Origin of the sequence: Paenibacillus sp. FSL L8-0494, from assembly GCF_038003695.1 — a bacterium.
GTDB classification, from domain to species: domain Bacteria; phylum Bacillota; class Bacilli; order Paenibacillales; family Paenibacillaceae; genus Paenibacillus_AQ; species Paenibacillus_AQ odorifer.
This window is the reverse complement of sequence record NZ_JBBOPQ010000001.1, coordinates 6649105-6668731: the sequence shown is the minus strand read 5'-3', so window position 1 is coordinate 6668731 and position 19627 is coordinate 6649105. Positions and strand designations below refer to the sequence as shown.

Genomic DNA, 19627 nt, shown 5'->3' with positions numbered 1-19627 from the left:
CTATGAATAAAGACTTTGTCATCGTATTGGCACCGGATTCTTTCAAGGAAAGCATGACAGCCAAAGAAGCTTGTGAAGCCATGGAAAAAGGCATTCATAAAGTAAATTCTAATATTACTTGTATTCATGTACCCATGGCAGATGGCGGCGAAGGAACGATGCAGTCCTTGGTCGATGCAACGGAAGGTACGGTATATATAACAAAAGTTAAAGGGCCACTGGGCAATGAAGTTAGCGCATCCTACGGAATCACAGGAGACGGGCTGACAGGGGTGCTGGAAATGGCTAGTGCGAGTGGCATTCAGCTGGTATCCCCTGAGACACGTAACCCGTTGATTACAACCACCTACGGGACAGGACAGTTAATCAAAGCATGTCTGGATCGTGGGGTCAGCAAGCTGCTGATCGGTATCGGTGGCAGTGCCACCAATGACGGAGGCGCCGGGATGGTGCAGGCATTAGGCGGCAGGCTGCTGGATGCCGAAGGCAATGAGTTGTTATTTGGTGGTGGTGAGCTTGGCAGATTAGCCCGTGTTGATCTGAGTGGATTTGACCCTCGCCTGAAGGATGTACAGGTTGAAGTGGCCTGCGACGTTACGAATCCATTATGTGGTCCGACCGGGGCTTCCAATGTATTTGGTCCGCAAAAAGGGGCTACTTCAGATATGATCAAACAGCTGGACAGTAATCTGCATCATTATGCGAGTGTCATCAAAGAGCAATTGGGTTTCGATATTATAGATATGCCTGGAGCTGGTGCAGCGGGTGGACTTGGGGCAGGACTGGTAGTGTTCTTAAACGGAATATTAAAAAAGGGCATTGAGCTTGTGATCGACTATACTGGACTTGAAGAAAAGGTGCAGCAGGCGGACATGGTGTGGACCGGGGAAGGAAGCATCGATTTCCAGACCCAATATGGCAAGACCCCGCTTGGCGTTGCTGAGGTAGCTAAGAAATATAATAAACCCGTACTGGCCTTCGCGGGACGGATCGGCGATCAGACGGAAGTGCTGTATGATAAAGGGATCGATGCTATTTTTGGCATTATGCCAGGCGCAGCTTCATTGGAGGATGCTTTGAATAAAGGGCAAGAGAACCTGGAAAGAACGGCTGAGAATGTGGCTAGGTTAGTCATGCTGAACCAAGGAAGCTGAATGAATTATACAAAGTGATAGAGGGGCTGACTGAACGGAGTCAGCCCCTTTTTTCTTTTTTAAGGTAGAAGCTTTCTGAGTAGAATATAAGGGAACAGGAGGTACAGACATGAAGATATCGAAATCACTCGCAGGACAAATAGCACAAGAAATGATGAGCGTAGTTCCTTATAACATTAATGTTATGGATGAGAGCGGGTTTATTGTGGGGAGCGGAGATCTGAAACGGGTCGGAACCTTACATGAGGGAGCGAGAATAGCCATTCAAAGTGGTCATGTCTTTGAAGTGTACGAGGATGGCAGCGGCATGAAGCCGGGGGTGAATGAACCCATTATTATAGATCATAAAGTTTTGGGTGTGGTAGGTATTACGGGACATCCAGATGAGGTTAGGCCGTTTAGTAAGCTGGTCAGAGTCACTACTATATTACTTATTGAGCAGGAAGCAAGGAACAAGCTGGAACAGGATGAGCGAGTAAAACGTGTGAAATTTTATCATGAATTGTCTTATCGTAAAGAAGCATATGATCTTGAGTTTTTGGAACGGGCGGGCAGCTATGGGCTTGACCTTAAGAAAAAATGCTGGGCGATCCTTGTGGAAGGCGATGTGAACGGCAAAGAATTCAAAAATGTATTTAGGTCTTATCCACATTACTGGAATTTGGAGAATGATAAGGCGGTTTTTTTCATAACGGATGCTTTTCTTTATAAAGAGCTTATAGGAAAACTAAATTCATGTACGAATGTGGGGCGAATAGGTTCTGGCGAAGCAGCGGAGTTAGCTGCTTATTCACTTGAACAGGCCCAGGCGGCGATTAGTGTTGGCAGCAGAGTCGACCCGCTCAAGAAACTGTACACTTATGAGGAACTAAAATTCTTGATTCATCTCTCTTATGACGGTGCTGAACGGCCCGGAACGATTTATGCTCTGCTGGATCAGTCGGGCGATAAGACAGGCCTGATTGAAACGCTGCAAGTATTTATTGCTGAGAATGGGGACCATAATCGTACTGTACAGAAGCTGAATATTCACCGAAATACACTGAACTACCGGCTTAATCGCATTCATACATTGACGGGCAAAAATCCACGCAACTACATGGAGTTGTTTGAATTGTTGTGCGGATTGATGTGGCGGAAGTAATTTAAATCCCCCTATTCCAATTGCCATCCTGATTTTATAGGCATAAACTTAGATAAGCTTGTATAGATAAATTAGGACAGGGATGGATAGGAATGAATGAGAAAGTAGTAATGAATGATAAAGTAGTCATGCCATTATGGACCATGTGCCTTTTTATCGTAGTGATGAACACAACGATGTTTAATGTATCACTTCCAACCATTATTCAGGATCTCCAAATTTCTGCTGATCTAGGTTCATGGGTAATTTCGAGCTATTCGATTGGATATGCTTTATCGACGGTTATTTATAGCCGCTTATCAGACGTATTGCCGATTCGGAGACTTTTGACCGTTGGCTTAATTACTCTTGGGTTAGCCTCAGTGTTTGGATTATTTGCGCATGACTTTAATACATTATTGATAACGAGAATAGTACAATCTGCCGGCGCGGGTGCGATGGCTGGATTGGGTCTCGTACTGGCCAGCCGTTATGTGCCTATTGAAAGACGTGGTGCGGCTATCGCCATGATCTCCGCAGGGAGTGCAATGGCCTTTGGGTTGGGCCCTATTTTCGGTGGCGTCATCAGTCAGTATTTTGGCTGGAATGGGTTATTCGGAATTACTTGCCTTGTGCTTGTTGTATTGCCAGTGCTGCTGCGGTTATTACCTAAGGAACAGCCTCAGCCTGCAGGCTTTGATGTTATTGGGGCGGCGTTGACCGTTGTAAATGCGGCAAGTCTGCTGGTAGCCGTAACTACCCAATCTCTGGTATGGTTAGCAGTGGGCATAGTATCTATTATCGTGCACGCTTGGTATTTGAAGAAGGCGAAGGAATCCTTTATTAACCCGCAGTTGCTAAAAATGCCGGGATACTTGAAGCTAGTTACCATAGGCTTTTGTATTCTGGTGCTGAACTTGGGGAATTTGTTCCTGATGCCGCTTGTGCTCGCTAATCTGTTTGGTAAATCCGCGTTGATGATTGGTTTGTTTATCGCACCTGGTGCGTTATTATCCGCATTTCTTACCCGTTTTGTTGGACGTTTTATTGACCGGTATGGCAACTTGCGCTTCTTAATCATAGGACATTGTATCCTTGCCGCTGTTATGGCTGCATTTGCGCTGAACCTTTCTGTATCTCCTGTAGTTCTTCTGCTTGGTTATCTTTGCTTCTCTCCTGCCTTCTCGGCGACAATGGCATCCTTAAATAATGAAGCTTCTCGGGTTCTTCCGCGAACTTGGATTGGTTCAGGTATGGGGCTTTTACAACTGATTCAGTTCTTTGGAGGTTCTGTATCTGTTGCGGTCTGTGGGCTGTTGCTGCATGCTCAGCGTGATCTTGCGCCGGCAAAAGCATATGAGCATGTATACGGACTGTTGCTTCTTGTCAGCTTGTGTTCGTTAGGAGTTCTCCTTTTATACAGACGTTCTCATTCCAAAAGTAATACTGGACAATCTATACAAGCTTAGAACTGAAACGAAAAGGTGATAAAAACGTATCAGATGCTATAGCAGATATAAGGAAGGAATGGTAATAATGGATAACGGGATGAGTGTAGTTTTAATCGAAAAAATGCCAGAGGGTGATCTACGAGTAATTGAAGAGCGTACGTGGAGCATGAATATGATAACTGCACTTGAACATGTCAATTATATAGTGGTGGGCAGTAAGGAATATGAAGCGGTTGAAGGACGGCTGAATGTGGATGAAGGCAAGCTGGAGCTTTTGCTTGTTCCGATGCACACTGAGGGATAGAAGATCATCAGGGAAGGAGAACCTTACGATGGCTAAAGAAGAAAGGGATAAGGAATTGCCTGCATTAAAATTATTTACCGCCGATGGCAAACCCATCCGTGTATTATCAACATCGCTAGGCATAGCCTTATTAGCGAATGCTATGTTTATTCCTGGCGGAGCGGGGGCTAGCGCGAATACTTCTGCGGGCGAACCACAGCTAGTCTCTTGGTCTAATGAAGAGGTTAAAGCTTATTTTGATAAAAATGTGGATTGGAATATTCCCTATCCCGAAGAAGGTACGAAAGAGGTAGAGGAGCAAGGCCAAGGCGTAGTAACTTCAAACGGGACAACTGTAGTGAATAACTATGGCGGTTATCATTCAGGTTTTGGCTGGACGGATTTGCTTCTGTATCATATGTTGTTTAACAGCGGTGCCAATTACTCCTCCAGAGGATGGGCTAAGGACCGTCCTACCTATTATGGAGGCACGAGAACCACTTATAAACCACCTACTTATAGCAGCGAAAAGTTTCAGAATAAAAAGGTGCCCGGTTCTGTAGTGAAACCTAAAACCTCAACCTCATCCACGGGTTCCATCACGAGAAGGGGTTCCTCTTCGAAGACCGGAATCGGGGGCACTTCCAGTGGCTTAAACTCTTCGAAGAACTCTAAATCAAGCTCAGGCTCGAAATCTTCATCGAGATCAGGTTCAAGCAAGAGTGGTTTCGGCGGATGAGTGATCAGCAGAGCGTGTTTGAGATCCTGGATTTGTCTGATCTGGAGCGGGGCCCACGGGTACAAGCGCTGTATGAGCTTGGGTTCACTTGGGCAGATCTAGAGGAAGAAGAGTATTGGATGGATGCAATAGCTGTGATGCGCAGCGACATTTACAAGGAGCTTGAGGAAGCCTCCGCAAAGCTTTGGGCTATCCTCGATAAGGCGGTTCGGTATATACATCTAAAACGCGATTTGTATGAGCTACTGGGCATTCCCCCTGTTCTTTGGGAGATGCTTGATGGGTCTCCTATTCCGGAAGAAGGCTTAATCAGCCGGTATGCAAGGTTTGATTTTGCGATAGCTCATGATGGAACCATCAAGCTTCTGGAACTGAATGCCGATACACCTACAGGTTATGTGGAGGCTTCCATAGCAACACCTTGGATCTGTGAACAGGCGGGTGTGGCTAGTCCAAATCATGCGATGAAGGAACAACTTGCCGCAGCATGGCAGATAGAACGTCCAGATACCGCAGCTTGTGTTGCTTATGGGTCCCATCTTGAAGATTCAGGTACGATTGAAGCCTTGGTCAGACATAGCGGACTTACTATTCAGTGTGTGGATTGCCTCGACCTGTGGGTCGATGAGGGCATTCTGAAGGATGGCGAGGACCGGGTGATACAGCGGATGTTTGCTCTATATCCTAAAGAGTGGATGGCCGTCGACGAAGGTGGAGATGCACTTGCCTATGCCGTTGAGCAGGGAAATCTTCAGCTTTTTAATGGACCTCACAGTATCCTGTTGCAGTCTAAGGGATTGATTGCAGCTGTGTGGGGAATGTATGAGCTTGGCTTATTATTTGACAATGAAGAGCGTGAGGCGATCTCACGTTATATTTTGCCGACTTATAATAAGCCTGTGTTCTCTGGCAGCTTTGTGTCCAAATCTGTATTTGGCCGCGAAGGCGGTTCTGTACGTCTCTTTGACGATAGTGGAACTCTGGAAATTGAGGACGAAGAGGGTTATGATAGCAGTCAGCTTTTTCCCTCTGTATATCAAAAAAGAGCTGAACTAGCCCGAATACACACCGCCGAAGGTGAATTCCACCTACTGACAGGCATGTTCGTCATTAATGGGAAGCCGTGTGGGCTGCTCGGCCGGGCTGGCGGACTGATTACGGGCAATGCCAGTCATTTTATCGCGTTGGGAGTGAGATAGTTGGATAAAAGTAAGGCTATAAACAAGTCGTCTACTAGATTAGTAAAGGCCCGGATCGGCGCTTTATGTATGATGCTTCTAACGGTGCTGCTGCTTAGTGCATGTTCCAGTAATCAGGGGAGTGTGTTTGATTCAGGCACTGCCGAAACTTCTGACAGTGTTGCGCGGGTACCTTGGGATTACCGGGTTGTGGAGAGTACTGTAGGTGATCTAATTGGCAGCGATATGACGGTGTTGCCGGATAATGAGCTGCTGCCGAATGATGAGAATTATGCTACTGGCGATAAAATATGGACATTGCAGTTCATGGACGCTGAGCTGATCACAGATGCTGACCAGCGCAATGAAGTCCGCCTATCTTCCTGGACGACCATTAAATCGTATCCCGATGAAAAAACAGCAGTAGAGGACCTTACCAACCTTAAGGTATCGGTAACTACGGATGTTGATCTTGTAGGAGTATACAAGACAAAATATAATGAGAAGACAAGAAACTTTGCCGTCCTTGAGCTGCCTTCCGGCAACCGGATCAAGCAGCCGATAGACGATGAGCGTTATGCAGCATTAGAGAAAGAAAAGACCGCTTCCGTAGTCCTTGAGGAAGTACATGATTTCGCCGATTATGACTCGGCATATGCGAAATTTCGGGGGTGGGCAAAGTGACGATTGTTGTTAATTTGATAGTCAGTATATTTGTGATTATTCTTCTGCAATTGTTGGGTATGGTTATCTTTGGCTTGATGACCCCGTTCAAGGATATGGAAGAGCTGAAAAAAGGGAATGTGGCTGTAGCTCTAGCGCTTGGCGGCAAATTTCTCGCCACAGCAATTATCATTGGAGTAGCGGCGTATACGAATACCTCTATTCTGCATATGATCATTTGGTTTGCTGTCGGTTATGTGTGCCTCATCGCTGCTTACTGGATTTTTGAATTGGCGACCCCAAGCTTTAAAATTTCAGAACATCTGGAAAAAGGCAATGTGGCAGTAGGCACTATGCTCTGCTTGGTGTTTATCGGCACAGCGTTTGCAGTCAGCAGTTTGATTGTTTAGTTCAAAAATCGCAGATGAACATGGATAAGGCTGCCCTCAGTAATAACCTCGAGAGGCAGCTTTATTAATGTGAGGAAGGGATGGCAGATGCATTTTTTTCTGAGAATATCCACCAGGATGATGCGTTTACGCAAACGGTCGATCGGTTTGATTATTTTGATCTTTATAATTCTTAGCGCATCGATAGCTTACCTGCTTGAACCGAGTACATTCCACAACTGGTTTAATGCCTTCTATTGGGTCATGACAACGATGGCCACCGTTGGGTATGGGGATTATTTTGCCGAGACTGTAGTTGGTAAGCTATTCACCATGTTTCTGTATATTTTTGGGATTGGTCTTCTCAGCTTGGTTATTGGCAAGGTCATTGACTCTATTGCAGAAGTGCAGAGAAGGAGAGGAGCAGGAACATTGAGCTTCCGGGGAAAGGATCATGTGATATTAATCAATTGGAGTAAGAAAGCACAAGCTGCGGTAGATGAGGTGTTATGCTATTCACCTAAATGTCATATCGTCATCATTGATGAGATAGGACGGCATCCGCTGGAGCATATGGAACAGGTCCACTTTGTGAGCGGTGATGCTTCCAGCGATGAGATTCTCCTTAAAGCTAACATACACGAAGCCCGGGCAGCCATTGTGTTCGGAGACACACGGATTGATGAAGCATCGCTAATTGACGGGAAGTCTCTGCTTATCGCCTCCAGCATTGAGCGCATAGCGCCACAAGTACATACTACCGTAGAAATTATGCAGGAGAAGAATATACAGAATTTCAGGCATGTTCAGGTCAATGAATTCGTTCTGTCGCATGATGCCATTTCTAGATTGGCTGTCCGATCCGCTCTACAAGAGGGGAATTCAGAGGTGATTACGCAGCTGCTGAGCCGCCAGTATGGGGATGATATTTATGAGATTCCAGTGAATAGTGCATGGAAGACCTATGGGCAGGCGTTTCAGGAATTGCTCCTTCAAGGTGCAACTTTACTCTCGGATCGTAGTGACCTTAGCATCAATCGCAAGCTGGGCCAGCCTATTCCTAAAGAGGCTAGATTATATATTGTTTCGGATGAAGAGACGTACCGGAGAATTAAAGGTTAGGTCAGAGATAAGCGAGTAAGCGGATTTTCGGGAGAAGGGCTTCTCGGAATTCCGCTTCTTTTTGTTTGCCGTTCCTTCCTTAAGGGTAAGAGATGAATATTATCGTTACTCTACCTTTCGGAAGGAGCCATTGTTAATGAGTGAACAGCAAAAAGTGAACGGAAATAGCAAAAATGAGCAACTGGAACAGTTTCGCAGTAAGGACGAAGGTCACGCTTTAACAACCAATCAGGGATTGAAAGTGTCCGAGGATGAGTTCTCCCTAAAAGCCGGTGACCGGGGGCCAACCTTGCTGGAGGATTTTCATTTTCGGGAAAAAATGACCCATTTCGATCACGAGCGGATTCCTGAGCGGATCGTGCATGCACGCGGATTTGCCGCCCACGGGGAGTTTGAAGTATATAAATCGTTGAAAGAATATACGAAGGCGAAATTCCTTCAAGATCCGTCCGTAAAGACCCCGGTGTTTGTCCGGTTCTCAACGGTAGCAGGATCACGGGGTTCAGCCGAAACTGTGCGGGATGCCCGGGGCTTCTCGACCAAATTTTATACCGAAGAAGGCAATTATGATTTGGTAGGCAATAATATGCCGGTCTTTTTTATACAGGATGCGATTAAGTTCCCTGATCTAGTGCATGCGCTTAAGCCGGAGCCGCATAATGAAATGCCTCAGGCGGCATCAGCCCATGATACCTTCTGGGATTTCATCGCCAATAACCAGGAATCGGCCCATATGGCGATGTGGCTGATGTCTGACCGCGCCATTCCGCGAAGCTTCCGGATGATGGAAGGGTTTGGGGTTCATACCTTCCGTCTGATCAATGAGCAGGGGAAAGCACATTTTGTTAAATTCCATTGGAAACCAGTGCTTGGTGTACACTCTTTGGTGTGGGACGAAGCACAGAAAATATCAGGAGCGGACCCTGACTTCCACCGACGTGATTTATGGGAATCGATTGAAGCCGGCAACTTTCCGGAATATGAGCTGGGCATTCAGCTTCTTAGTGAAGAAGATGAATTCAAGTTTGATTTCGACGTGTTGGACCCTACAAAGCTATGGCCAGAGGAAGACGTGCCCGTGCAGATCGTTGGGAAAATGACCTTGAACCGCAACGTGGATAATGTTTTTGCCGAAACGGAGCAGGTGGCTTTCCACCCTGGACATGTAGTGCCTGGTATTGATTTCACCAATGACCCCCTACTTCAGGGCAGACTATTCTCTTATACGGATACCCAGCTGATTCGGCTTGGGGGTCCTAACTTTCATGAATTGCCGATTAATAGACCGGTGTGTCCTTTCCACAACAACCAGCGTGACGGATATGGGCGGCAGACGATTAATCAGGGCACTGTGAGTTATCATAATAATTCTCTGGCCCAAAATACGCCGAGACCTGTCCCAGAGGCTGAAGGCGGTTATGTGCATTATCAAGAAAAGGTTGAGGGCCGTAAGGTACGGAGCCGGAGTAAAAGCTTTGAGGATCATTTTTCACAAGCCAAGTTATTCTGGAATAGTATGAGCCCTCCGGAACAATTGCATATTATCGAAGCTTATTCTTTTGAGCTTGGAAAGGTTAAGAGTAAGTCGGTCCGACAGCAGGTCGTAAATATGCTTGCTAACATTACCTCCGAGCTTGCTGTACCTGTGGCAGAAGCCATTGGAGTAGCGGCTCCAGAAGTTGGCGGTTCTGAGGTCACTCAAGCTTCCCCAGCCTTAAGTCAGGCTAATACGAAAAAACATCCCAACACGCGTAAAGTAGGCGTGATTATCGGGGATGGTTTTGATGAAGCTGCGGTAATGCCTGTATTGGACACGCTTATGGGAGCTGGGATTCAACCGGAGCTAATCAGTGATAAGCTTGGATTTATTAAAGGCTCAAACGGCACAGAGCTTGAAGTCATCCACACCTTATCCACTACAGATTCGGTGCTCTTCGATGCGATTTATGCGGCTGGTGGAAATGCAGAGCGCAAGAAATTCCATAAAGATGCAGCGCTATTCCTCAACCAAGCATATGCACATTTTAAACCCATCGCGATGACCACAACACTTGCTGAGCTGCTTGCAACAGATGAACACAGAAGCAGTCCGGGCGTCGTAATAGGCGATGGTGGGGAAGTTTTTGCGGCTAGCTTCGTTGCGGCCATTTCTGCCCATCGTTTTTGGGAACGTATGGAATAAAGTAAATAGATGATAGAAAAAGAGGGGTCTGCTCGTCAGAAGGCGTGTGGATGCCTCTTTTTTTCATCTAATAGTTTCATAAATTTAACATTTGGATTAAGTATGTGATGTATATTACCGTTATAGATAATACTAGGCAATATAAGCAGATGCTTAGGGAGGTGATTTTTTGAGGAAAGAGATAGCTGTTGCTGTAGTGGTACTTATAGGTTTTACAGCATTAACAGCATGCGAGCAAACAGCAACGCCGGCATCAACACCCTCGCCCTCCGCGGATGTTCATACAACAGAGCCACCGAATCCTACGGGTTCGGCTAATAATGATGTGGGGGACCATTCACAGGAATTGGATGCTTTAGAGCAATTTATTGTTACGAAGCTTACCGGCTCGTCCGGTGTTTATACGAATTTAATTGAAACAGAGCAATCCGGGGAAGCGGCAAGCGGCCATGAGATTCTAAGTGAGTCTGCCTCTCTGAGGATGCTGGCAGCCGTACGGAGTGGTGAGAAAGAGCGATTTGCAGAAGAATGGGCGCTGGCTAAGCAAACCTTTGATATGAAGGGCGGTTTTAGCTACCGATATAGCCCTAAACAGCAGAAATTATATCCTGTGAATGCTGCCGTTGATGACTTACGTATCATTCGTGCGCTTTATGAAGCGGGGGATACGTTTAGGGATAAACACTATACAGAGGAAGCGGATAAGTATGGTGAAAGATTTTATAACTATAATGTAAAAAATGGATATATGTATGACTTCTATGATGAAAATTACAAAAAAACCAACACATTCGTTACTTTATGTTATATTGATTTAGGTACAATGCGAAAATTGTCGGTTTCTGGAGAATCTCGTGAATTTTTGTTGAATAATATGAGCGTTATACTGAAAGATGGATATTTATCAGATGAGTTTCCCTTCTATGAAACAAGGTTTAATTATGAGAGTGGAACCTATACTTCGGAGAATATCAATACAGTAGAATCGCTACTGTCTATTCTGGCTTTGGCAGAGGTAGACCAGCAGAAATCCTCCAGCATTGATTATATCAAGCAGCAGGTCGAAGCTGGCACATTATATGGACAATATTCGCGTGAGGGAAAGCCGCTTAACGATATTCGCTCAACAGCCATTTACGCTATTACGGCTATGATTGGTGCCGAGATCGGAGACGATGCACTCTATCGCAAAAGCATTGAAAGAATGAACGAGTTCAGAATAACCGATGCCGGCAGCTCACTGTATGGAGGCTTCGGCGATGTAGCTAGTGGCCAAGCCTATTCCTTTGATAATCTGATGGCATCATTGGCCTATGTCTATTAATTTAAACCTATAGTAACGAAGGTGAATCTGCATGATAAACAACACGGTGAAATCACCTCTGAGGCAGGGGATGACACTCGCTAACCTACCGTTGCCATTGTCCCCGGCTTTTATCACTGCTGTTGGAGTGTTGCTTATAACCATCATAGCCTTATTTACCGCCCCGTATGTCGGAATGGCGGATAATGGTGATTTTTTTCGCAGCATCTATAGTAACGGAATTTATTTCAATCTGCCGGATTATGACGAGCAATACTTTGGTTATTTTGTAAAGCAATATGGAATCTTTCAATATTTTAATGAGAATGGCGCGACATTATTTTCTTCGCAGTCCCTATTTATCAAGCTGGCCATTGGACTTAATAAGCTGTTTTTTAGCAGCGAGGTTTTCGATATCCGGTTTCAAGCAGTCATTTATACGATTTTATATGTTGCGGCGATCTACTTATTAATAGAGGCTGTTACATGGGGGATGACCCGCAAGCAGGGATGGGTCACTGCAGGTATTGCTATTTTTATATTTGGAGATACCGGGTATACCGCTTATTTCAACTCCTTTTACGGCGAGAGCGTCGTGATGATCACGATGATTACTATGTTCGCAGCTTGGTTGTTGTTATATCAAAAAAGATACAATGACTATGTGCTGCTGGCCCTGTTCTTGATCAGTACGATCATCCTGACTACTTCCAAGCAGCAAAATGCGCCAGTGGGTATAATCATTGCGGTTCTGGGGTGTTCGCTCCTTTGGATTCGCAGGGATAAAATATTTCGCATTCTGACAATGGTTTCCCTTGCTTTGATCCTGTTCGCGGGTGTGTTCACCTATTTGAATATCTCGGATGAGTTCGTGAATATTAACCAGTTCCATGCCATGACCCGCGGGGTGCTGAAGGATTCCTCCGATCCGGAGAAGGCACTGAAGTCATTCGATATTAATGAACAATATGCCATCTTGAAGAATAGCATTTACTACGAGAAATACGGAACTATTGATGTGAATTCACCAATCCTCCAAGAGAACTTTTACAGTCGTTACGGATTTGTTTCGATCCTTAAATACTATATATCGAATCCGGATCAGCTTAACTCGATTCTTAATGTAGCTGCTCAAAGTGCATTCTCGATCAAACCAGCGGCGATGGGCAATTACGAGCAATCCGTTGGGAAGGAATTTCGAGCACAGAGTCACTTTTTTACTGGATACAGTCAGCTGAAAAAAGCTTTAGCACCACGAACGATAGGTTTTATCTTCCTTTGGACAGTGCTTGTCATCGGTCTGTATATGCCTTCCTTCGTAACAGCCATTAAGGCACGTAATTTTAGAGGATTGCAGCGGATGGTATTGATTGTCGCTACGATAGGCATTGGTCTTTCAGGCATTTTTGTATCGATTATCGGTGCTGGTGATGCCGACATTTCCAAGCATGAATTCTTGTTCACTTTATCTTTTGATTTGGTGACCTTTCTGACAGTATCTAGTGTGATCGGACGCAGATTCTCCAAAAATCGTAAAAAGCCGGTTAACGAGAGCCCCACCACGTCTAGTCCATTTACAAAGCCTCAAAAGGATGTGAGTGTTTGAAGCGCAGAGGGATCTTATACTGTATATTGCTGCTGACGCTGAGCTTAACCATCCTATTGCTTCCCGCCACTCCTGTTCAATCTGCTGCATCGCCACAACAAGTCTTACTGCTCTATGACAGCCTTGCCAAGGGGACCGCTAAGGATGGAAATGTGACTGAACTTCAACGTCTGCTGGCAGCTTACTCGACAAAGGTTACACTTCGAAGCCTAGATCAATACGAGCAGGGGATGCTGAAAAATTACTCCAGAGTGATCATGGTCCGTAACGAAGCGGATATTTCGATCACGAATAAATCCTATATAGAGGATTGGGAGCATTATCAGGGGCAGTATTTGCATATTGGGTACAACCCACCCGCTAGTCTAATGAAGGCGTTACAGCTAACCACTGATGTGATCTATGACGGGAGTGCTGAGCTCGAAATTGGACAGTTCTCCGGAATTCAAGCTAAGGTGCAGGATATGCCTTATATTGCAGCGAGTCAGGCGGTCAAATCCTTTGGGAAACTCTCTTTTGCGGAGGAGGGTCTGCAAGCACCGTACGCTGTGAGTAAGGGGAATGATACATATGCCCCATATTTTGAACAAGGGAATGTCAGTACGCTGGGGATGGCGCATGTTCTGAAGGATTGGCTCCATATCACTGCTGCTCCTAAAATGTACCTTGCGATCAAAGAAATCTATCCTTTCTCCGATCTGCGACTGCTGGCAGAAACGGGTGAGCGGCTGTATCAACTGGGGATTCCGTTTCTTGCAAGTGTGCGGCCTGTGTTCCGCAATACCGATTATCCGGCCATGCAGCGTTATTTAGTGGCCATGAAAAGTGTGCAATCCAGCAATGGAAGCATTCTGGTCAATGCCCCAGTGGTGATGCCAACGATAAGCTCCATTGACCATACGCTTAAAGGAAAGATGAATGATTTCATCAATCTGTTGGCCGAAAATGGGCTTGGGCCGCTTGGAGTCGGGGCGGAAATGCATTGGTCGTATGACAAAGAGTATTCAGAAGCGGGGATGAGCTTTTTTGATTCCGTGGTGTTATATCCGGATGAACAGATTGATTATATGGAGCAGAGCGACACCTCTAAATCCTTTCCATCCTCTTTATATAGCGTTCCGCTGGAATTTCTTCAGGCTTTGCCTACATCCAATAAAGTGATACCGCAATTGCCGATGGATACTGTAATCACCGTCGACATGCCCGAGGATGAGCGTCAGCTTGAAGAAATGCTGCAAAGTCTGGAACGGAATTGGGTTTCTTTTGCCGATTATAAGCAAGAAGAGCACCAGGTCGTTACTGATCAGAACACAATCTCCTCACTAGATGGAATGATTTCTATTAATGGACAACCTCTAAGCCTGGACTATACACCGGAAACAGTAGATAGCGATTATCGCTACACAGAGGAACAGCAAAAGAGCTTCACCCGACTTTTTAATATTCAGAATCAATTTTTTATTGTTGTGATCATGATTTCTCTGCTGCTGTTTGGCGGATTGCTGATGATCGGATACCGGTTATATCGCAGAAAGTTTTTGAAATGAGACAACTATCGTGATTTGGAGGACCCTATGACGATTTCAGACGTGCTGATGGTGATTGCGGTGATCTGTATTTGGTCTCTGCTGCTGGTGAATGTGACCCTCATTATCGCGGGCTATCTATATTACATTAAATCCGAAAATGAGGACATACCAGAGATAGAGGGTGAATATCCTTTTGTTTCAATTATGGTTCCCGCTCACAATGAGGGGGTAGTGATTTGTAAGACGGTTGAATCTCTGCTGGCGCTGGATTATCCGCAAGATCGGTATGAGATTATTGTGATTAATGATAATTCCTCTGATAACAGTGCTGAGCTGCTTGCGGGCATACAATCCCGAAATCCGGGGCGTCAGCTGGTAGTCATTAATACGGATGCAGTTACAGGAGGCAAAGGCAAATCCAATGCCTTGAATATAGGCTTTACCAGCTGTAAAGGGGAGCTAATCGCCATTTATGATGCCGACAATACTCCGGAGAAAACAGCTTTGCGTTATCTGGTTGCTGAGATCATGCATGATTCCAGCCTCGGTGCGGTGATTGGGAAGTTTCGGACCCGTAATCGTGATGCAAGTTTACTGACCCGGTTCATTAATATTGAGACCTTATCCTTTCAATGGATGGCTCAAGCGGGGCGCTGGAAGCTGTTCAAGCTTTGCACTATTCCGGGAACAAATTTCATTATGCGCAGGTCTATTGTGGAAAGCATCGGTGGCTGGGATGTCAAAGCGATAGCCGAGGATACAGAAATCAGCTTCCGGATTTATATGATGGGTTACCAAATCAAGTTCCAGCCCAAATCCGTCACGTGGGAGCAGGAACCACAGACCCTGAAGGTCTGGTTCAAGCAGCGAACCCGCTGGGCGAAGGGCAATATTTATGTCATTGTCAAAAATATCCCGCTGCTGTTCAATAAATCGGCCGCAAAGGTGCGGTTCGATATTCTTTATTTTCTATCCATTTACTTCTTGTTGCTGCTGTCGTTAATCACCTCGGATGTGCTGCTGATCCTGCATGCTTTGGGTTATGTGCATACTACTATTGCAGGTCTTAGTAATTTCTTATGGCTGCTCGCTATTATTTTATTCGTTGTGGGGACCTTCATTACGCTAACAACAGAAAAGGGCGAGATGAGCTTGTCCAATCTAGGGATTGTAATGTTGATGTATGTGTCTTATTGCCAGCTGTGGATGGTTGTCGCGGCTAACGGATTATATCTATACCTGAAAGACCTCATCTTCAAAAGAGAAGCCAAATGGTATAAGACGGAGCGCTACTAACGAGGCACCAAAAAGTCATATGAGAAAAATGTAATCACAGGAGAAACAGAACATGAAGATAAAAAAACAGCTGGTTATACTGTTAACCTGCCTCTCCCTTTTCTTAATTCCAATCCATCCTGCTGCCGCAGAGACGTTGCCACAGGATCATAAGTCTACTTATACAACCTCATTCACGGGAACAGACTCGTCCTTAACAGGTTCGAGTGCCCAGCAGCAATATTTTGAGGTTCTGGATTATTGGAATGTGGATCAAGTAAAGATCAAACTGCATTTTCAAATTTCACAAATTACCGAAGAGCAGATTTCTAGTGTTACCTTAACGCTAAACGGCAGCCCGTTCTATACGTTTCGTCCGTCACTACAAGACAACGGCGAACAGCTGTTGACCCTTGCGGCGCCCAAGGGGTTTCTGAAAAAAGGGACGAATACGCTGGGCATTCAGGGCTATTTGAAGACAGATCGTCAAGATGATCTCTTTTGTTCGGTCGATGAAACGTCGGATAATTGGCTGCATCTGTTCAATACGTCCAGTGTTAGCGTGATTTATACCGCAAAGCCCTTGAGTGGAGGGATCAGTGACTTCAGCGAGCGATTCGCCGGGATAGATACCTTAACGAAGAATCAGAGTATTCTGACTGTACCGGACAAAAGCACGGCGGCAGAAATGGAAGCAGCCACTTATGCGCTCTCCGGGTTTGTTAAGGGGATTACGTTAAATGATAAGACTATTCCCTTGCTTCCCTACCGGGCAGACACTGTGCAGAATAAGGCCGCAGTTGTACTGGTAGCTATGTATGACAGAGTACCAAGCGGGCTGAAAGCTCAGCTAAGCTCCACTGAAGATTTGGGTACGCACGCGTTGCTCCAGCTAGTGAATAAGGATACCCAGCCCACCTTGGTTGTAACCTCGAAGGATGAGAACTTGCTGATTAAAGCGGGTCGTTTGATTGCTAATCCAGAGCTGATCGGGCAGATCACTAGTGATCTGAAAACAGTAACGGATGCTACAGAAGTGTCAGCACCTGCGCTTTCGATTAGCTCTAACATCACGTTCACTGAAACAGGTGATAAACTGACCGGGGCACATCATCAGGAGCAGACGTATTTTATTTCATTGCCAGCGAACCGCTCGATTGCCGATTCCGGTAAAATCAGCCTGGATTTCCGTTATGCACAGAATTTGGATTTTACTCGTTCATTGGTTACCGTGAGCATCAATAATACTCCGATTGGCAGTAAGAAGCTGACCAAGGAACTGGCGAATGGCGATATTCTTAATCTCTCGGTGCCTCAGAACTTGAATATATCCGGAAATTTCTCGGTGACAGTGGCTTTTGATTTGGAGATCGAAGGAGCCAGATGTATTATCGATCGGGATCAAATGCCGTGGGCTTATATCAGTAAAGATTCTGTAATGCAGCTGAATACGAAGGATCGCACGGATCTCTTATTTAATAACTATCCATATCCGTTCATCCGCGATGGGATCTATAATCATGTGGCGGTTGTACTGCCCGAACAAATGGATGATTACGCCTATTTAAGTGTATCGAATATCTTTAATCTGCTTGGTAAATATGCCAGCGGAAATATAGGGAATATCCAGTTCTATACCGATACTGTCAGCGCCGATCATTTGAAAAATAATAATATCATCGCTATTGGTGCTTATAAGAATAATAAGGTGATCCGTGATCAGAATGCTAAGCTTTATTTTCAATATAACGGAGATGGAACCACAATTCGCTCCAATGAGAAAATGAGTATTGAAGAGCAATACGGCGCACGAATCGGAACACTGCAGCTGATTGATTCCCCATTTGAGGCGGGACGTGCATTGCTCGCGGTTACGGGAGTCAGCTCGGAAGAGTATTACTTAGGATCGAAGCTGCTCGCTACAGAACGGGACAAGTGGAAGGTGTTTGGCGATGGTGCAATCGTTGATAAAGACGGTAATGTCAGCGCACATCGTTTCAAAACGATCACTGGAGCAGCCGAGGACTCTGTGGCCCAAAAAATAATGGAACGGTCGGATGTACTCAGTTTTATCATTGTGATTTTACTGGTTCTAACGCTGGTGGTTCTATCGCTGATCCTGCTGCTTCGCAAACACATGAAGAAACGTGGTGATAAGCGTGAGACGTAATCGCAGCTTAGTGTCGGACATCGCTCTCTTATCATTCCTGGTGTTATCGTTCCTCTGTATCGTCTTCATTGCCGGGGCGCCGGATGATTACCTCCAGAATATTATCATTTTAACGGTGGCTTTTATTCTGGCCATTGTTACGTATTTTACAACGGTCACTGCAGGGCTGGTCTTGAATCTGGTGTTTATCTTTGCTTACGGATTCTACACGATGTACCAGACGATAACGCTAGGGGAGACGATTAGCCTGAATACTTATTTCTGGTTAATTATGACTCCGCTATTAACGGTCGTTCTATGGGTATTCACTTTAAGCAGCCGTGATTTGCAGGTGGAGAATGAGCAGCTACGCAAAAAGACTGCCAATATGGCTATCGTCGATGAAAACACAAATTTGCGGAACAGTATTTCTTTTCAGACGGATGCTACATTATTTACAAGCATTTCGACCCGCTATCAGATTCCGCTCACCCTGCTAGTGGTGAAGGTGAAGTATTGGAAAGAGATCAGACGGATCATTCCTGAAGATCAGCTGGCAGAAGCTATCTATGATGTGTCTCAGCTTAGTCAGGCGAGTATTCGTACCAATGATGCACTCTATCTGCTAGATAAGGATGAAGCAACATGGGGCCTGCTGCTGTTCACGGACAGCGATGGGGCGAAGATTGTGATCGAGCGGATTAAGCTCAAGCTTCAGGAGTTGAATGACAATAATTTCTCCAGAAAATATAAGGTCAGCCTGGGGCTTAAGATTGGGGCGGTCGAATACCAAGCCGGCACGATTGAGAATCCGCTGGATTTCATTGTTCAGGCCAAAAAACAGCTGGAGTACGACGTGTAGACCAGCTTAAAAATCAACAGTTTCACTATCAGCCTCTGTATGGATGGCGATGAGCACGCTTGCCGGCTCATCGCCTTTATTTATGACCAGATGTGGCACACAGGCATTCCAGCTAAAGGAATCCCCCGCTTGGAACATCCCGAAATCTTCACCTTGCTCCGCATAAACCTCACCTTTTATCACTAAATGGACCTCTTTGCCTTCGTGCGCCTGCGGAGTTTCACCCGTAGACGTACCCGGAGGGAAATGGACAAGCACCATTCGTACACCACCTGCCGAGCTTAAATGTTCAACTTGCAGTCGATCACTTCCGCTACTGGTGATTTGCCGATCCTCGGATCGTACCACCTGCATCCGCTCTTCCTTTTTTAATAGCAAATAAGCCAACGGAACGTTCAGCGCATCCGCAATCAGGCTAAGGGTAGCGATCGAGGGAGAGGTCTTATTAGTCTCAACCTGGCTCATAAAACCCTGTGACAGGCCAGTAGTTTCACAGATTTGGGCAATCGTTATATGTTTTCTTTTACGGATTGTACGAATGTTTGAACCTATATTCATAAGTAAAGCCCCTTTTAATATTAGTAATAGCAAATATATTTTTATATTAACAAATTATTAA

The 19627-nt window shown here is 45.4% G+C and carries 17 protein-coding genes; 16 read left to right on the top strand and 1 reads right to left on the bottom strand.

Annotation, left to right across the window (positions count from 1 at the left end):
- The first annotated feature begins 2 nt into the window (after positions 1-2).
- From NYE35_RS30060 to NYE35_RS29985, 16 genes are all read left to right on the top strand, one after another.
- Positions 3-1154 (top strand): glycerate kinase family protein, encoded by a 1152-nt coding sequence (locus NYE35_RS30060; RefSeq protein WP_038573774.1) that lies wholly within the window; start codon positions 3-5, stop codon positions 1152-1154.
- Positions 1155-1263: 109 nt separating this feature from the next.
- On the top strand, positions 1264-2298 hold the full coding sequence (locus NYE35_RS30055) for a CdaR family transcriptional regulator (RefSeq protein ID WP_341122363.1): 1035 nt from the start codon (positions 1264-1266) through the stop codon (positions 2296-2298).
- 92 nt (positions 2299-2390) lie between these two features.
- On the top strand, positions 2391-3746 hold the full coding sequence (locus NYE35_RS30050; RefSeq protein WP_256715491.1) for an MFS transporter: 1356 nt from the start codon (positions 2391-2393) through the stop codon (positions 3744-3746).
- Positions 3747-3813: 67 nt separating this feature from the next.
- Entirely contained in the window at positions 3814-4032 is a 219-nt protein-coding gene (locus NYE35_RS30045) for a hypothetical protein (protein ID WP_036682196.1), read from the top strand.
- 28 nt (positions 4033-4060) lie between these two features.
- Complete coding sequence (locus NYE35_RS30040; RefSeq protein ID WP_341030824.1) at positions 4061-4750, top strand: hypothetical protein; 690 nt, start codon at positions 4061-4063, stop codon at positions 4748-4750.
- Positions 4747-5949: a glutathionylspermidine synthase family protein gene (locus NYE35_RS30035; protein WP_036682191.1), complete on the top strand. Its 1203-nt coding sequence runs from the start codon at positions 4747-4749 to the stop codon at positions 5947-5949. Before NYE35_RS30040 ends, NYE35_RS30035 begins: the two co-directional genes overlap by 4 nt.
- A gap of 69 nt (positions 5950-6018) precedes the next feature.
- Positions 6019-6612, top strand: a complete 594-nt coding sequence (locus NYE35_RS30030) for a hypothetical protein (protein WP_232061559.1) — start codon at positions 6019-6021, stop codon at positions 6610-6612.
- A complete protein-coding gene (locus NYE35_RS30025; RefSeq protein ID WP_038573772.1) occupies positions 6609-7001 on the top strand; it encodes a DUF350 domain-containing protein in 393 nt (130 codons plus the stop codon). The genes NYE35_RS30030 and NYE35_RS30025 overlap by 4 nt, the downstream gene beginning before the upstream one ends.
- Positions 7002-7088: 87 nt before the next feature.
- Positions 7089-8102 carry a potassium channel protein gene (locus NYE35_RS30020; protein ID WP_076099735.1) on the top strand — a complete coding sequence of 338 codons (1014 nt, stop codon included), beginning with the start codon at positions 7089-7091 and terminating at the stop codon, positions 8100-8102.
- 136 nt (positions 8103-8238) lie between these two features.
- The gene (locus NYE35_RS30015) at positions 8239-10284 is read left to right on the top strand and encodes a catalase (protein WP_076099734.1); all 2046 of its coding nucleotides are present in this window, start codon (positions 8239-8241) and stop codon (positions 10282-10284) included.
- 169 nt (positions 10285-10453) lie between these two features.
- Entirely contained in the window at positions 10454-11608 is a 1155-nt protein-coding gene (locus tag NYE35_RS30010; RefSeq protein ID WP_254924503.1) for a glycosyl hydrolase family 8, read from the top strand.
- A 31-nt stretch (positions 11609-11639) separates the two neighbouring features.
- Positions 11640-13193 carry a glycan biosynthesis hexose transferase WsfD gene (gene wsfD, locus NYE35_RS30005; RefSeq protein ID WP_076099733.1) on the top strand — a complete coding sequence of 518 codons (1554 nt, stop codon included), beginning with the start codon at positions 11640-11642 and terminating at the stop codon, positions 13191-13193.
- The gene (locus NYE35_RS30000; RefSeq protein ID WP_076099732.1) at positions 13190-14740 is read left to right on the top strand and encodes a hypothetical protein; all 1551 of its coding nucleotides are present in this window, start codon (positions 13190-13192) and stop codon (positions 14738-14740) included. Before wsfD ends, NYE35_RS30000 begins: the two co-directional genes overlap by 4 nt.
- 27 nt (positions 14741-14767) lie before the next feature.
- Positions 14768-16018, top strand: coding sequence for a glycosyltransferase family 2 protein (locus tag NYE35_RS29995; RefSeq protein WP_036682179.1), 1251 nt, complete (start codon positions 14768-14770; stop codon positions 16016-16018).
- A 52-nt stretch (positions 16019-16070) separates the two neighbouring features.
- The gene (locus NYE35_RS29990) at positions 16071-18167 is read left to right on the top strand and encodes a cellulose biosynthesis cyclic di-GMP-binding regulatory protein BcsB (protein WP_341122362.1); all 2097 of its coding nucleotides are present in this window, start codon (positions 16071-16073) and stop codon (positions 18165-18167) included.
- Positions 18157-19008 carry a diguanylate cyclase domain-containing protein gene (locus NYE35_RS29985; RefSeq protein WP_036682174.1) on the top strand — a complete coding sequence of 284 codons (852 nt, stop codon included), beginning with the start codon at positions 18157-18159 and terminating at the stop codon, positions 19006-19008. Before NYE35_RS29990 ends, NYE35_RS29985 begins: the two co-directional genes overlap by 11 nt.
- 6 nt (positions 19009-19014) lie before the next feature.
- Here the strand turns inward: NYE35_RS29985 and NYE35_RS29980 are convergent, their stop codons facing one another.
- Positions 19015-19566 carry a helix-turn-helix domain-containing protein gene (locus tag NYE35_RS29980; RefSeq protein WP_341122361.1) on the bottom strand — a complete coding sequence of 184 codons (552 nt, stop codon included), beginning with the start codon at positions 19564-19566 and terminating at the stop codon, positions 19015-19017.
- Between the last annotated feature and the right edge of the window lie 61 nt (positions 19567-19627).

Excerpts from the sequence above, each read along its gene's own strand:
- NYE35_RS30045 (WP_036682196.1), top strand. The coding sequence starts at position 3,814 with ATGGATAACGGGATGAGTGTAGTTTTAATCGAAAAAATGCCAGAGGGT.
- NYE35_RS30055 (WP_341122363.1), top strand. The coding sequence starts at position 1,264 with ATGAAGATATCGAAATCACTCGCAGGACAAATAGCACAAGAAATGATG.
- NYE35_RS29980 (WP_341122361.1), bottom strand. The coding sequence starts at position 19,566 with ATGAATATAGGTTCAAACATTCGTACAATCCGTAAAAGAAAACATATA.
- wsfD (WP_076099733.1), top strand. The coding sequence starts at position 11,640 with ATGATAAACAACACGGTGAAATCACCTCTGAGGCAGGGGATGACACTC.
- NYE35_RS30060 (WP_038573774.1), top strand. The coding sequence starts at position 3 with ATGAATAAAGACTTTGTCATCGTATTGGCACCGGATTCTTTCAAGGAA.
- NYE35_RS30035 (WP_036682191.1), top strand. The coding sequence starts at position 4,747 with ATGAGTGATCAGCAGAGCGTGTTTGAGATCCTGGATTTGTCTGATCTG.
- NYE35_RS30020 (WP_076099735.1), top strand. The coding sequence starts at position 7,089 with ATGCATTTTTTTCTGAGAATATCCACCAGGATGATGCGTTTACGCAAA.
- NYE35_RS30015 (WP_076099734.1), top strand. The coding sequence starts at position 8,239 with ATGAGTGAACAGCAAAAAGTGAACGGAAATAGCAAAAATGAGCAACTG.
- NYE35_RS29990 (WP_341122362.1), top strand. The coding sequence starts at position 16,071 with ATGAAGATAAAAAAACAGCTGGTTATACTGTTAACCTGCCTCTCCCTT.
- NYE35_RS30050 (WP_256715491.1), top strand. The coding sequence starts at position 2,391 with ATGAATGAGAAAGTAGTAATGAATGATAAAGTAGTCATGCCATTATGG.
- NYE35_RS29995 (WP_036682179.1), top strand. The coding sequence starts at position 14,768 with ATGACGATTTCAGACGTGCTGATGGTGATTGCGGTGATCTGTATTTGG.
- NYE35_RS30040 (WP_341030824.1), top strand. The coding sequence starts at position 4,061 with ATGGCTAAAGAAGAAAGGGATAAGGAATTGCCTGCATTAAAATTATTT.
- NYE35_RS30030 (WP_232061559.1), top strand. The coding sequence starts at position 6,019 with ATGATGCTTCTAACGGTGCTGCTGCTTAGTGCATGTTCCAGTAATCAG.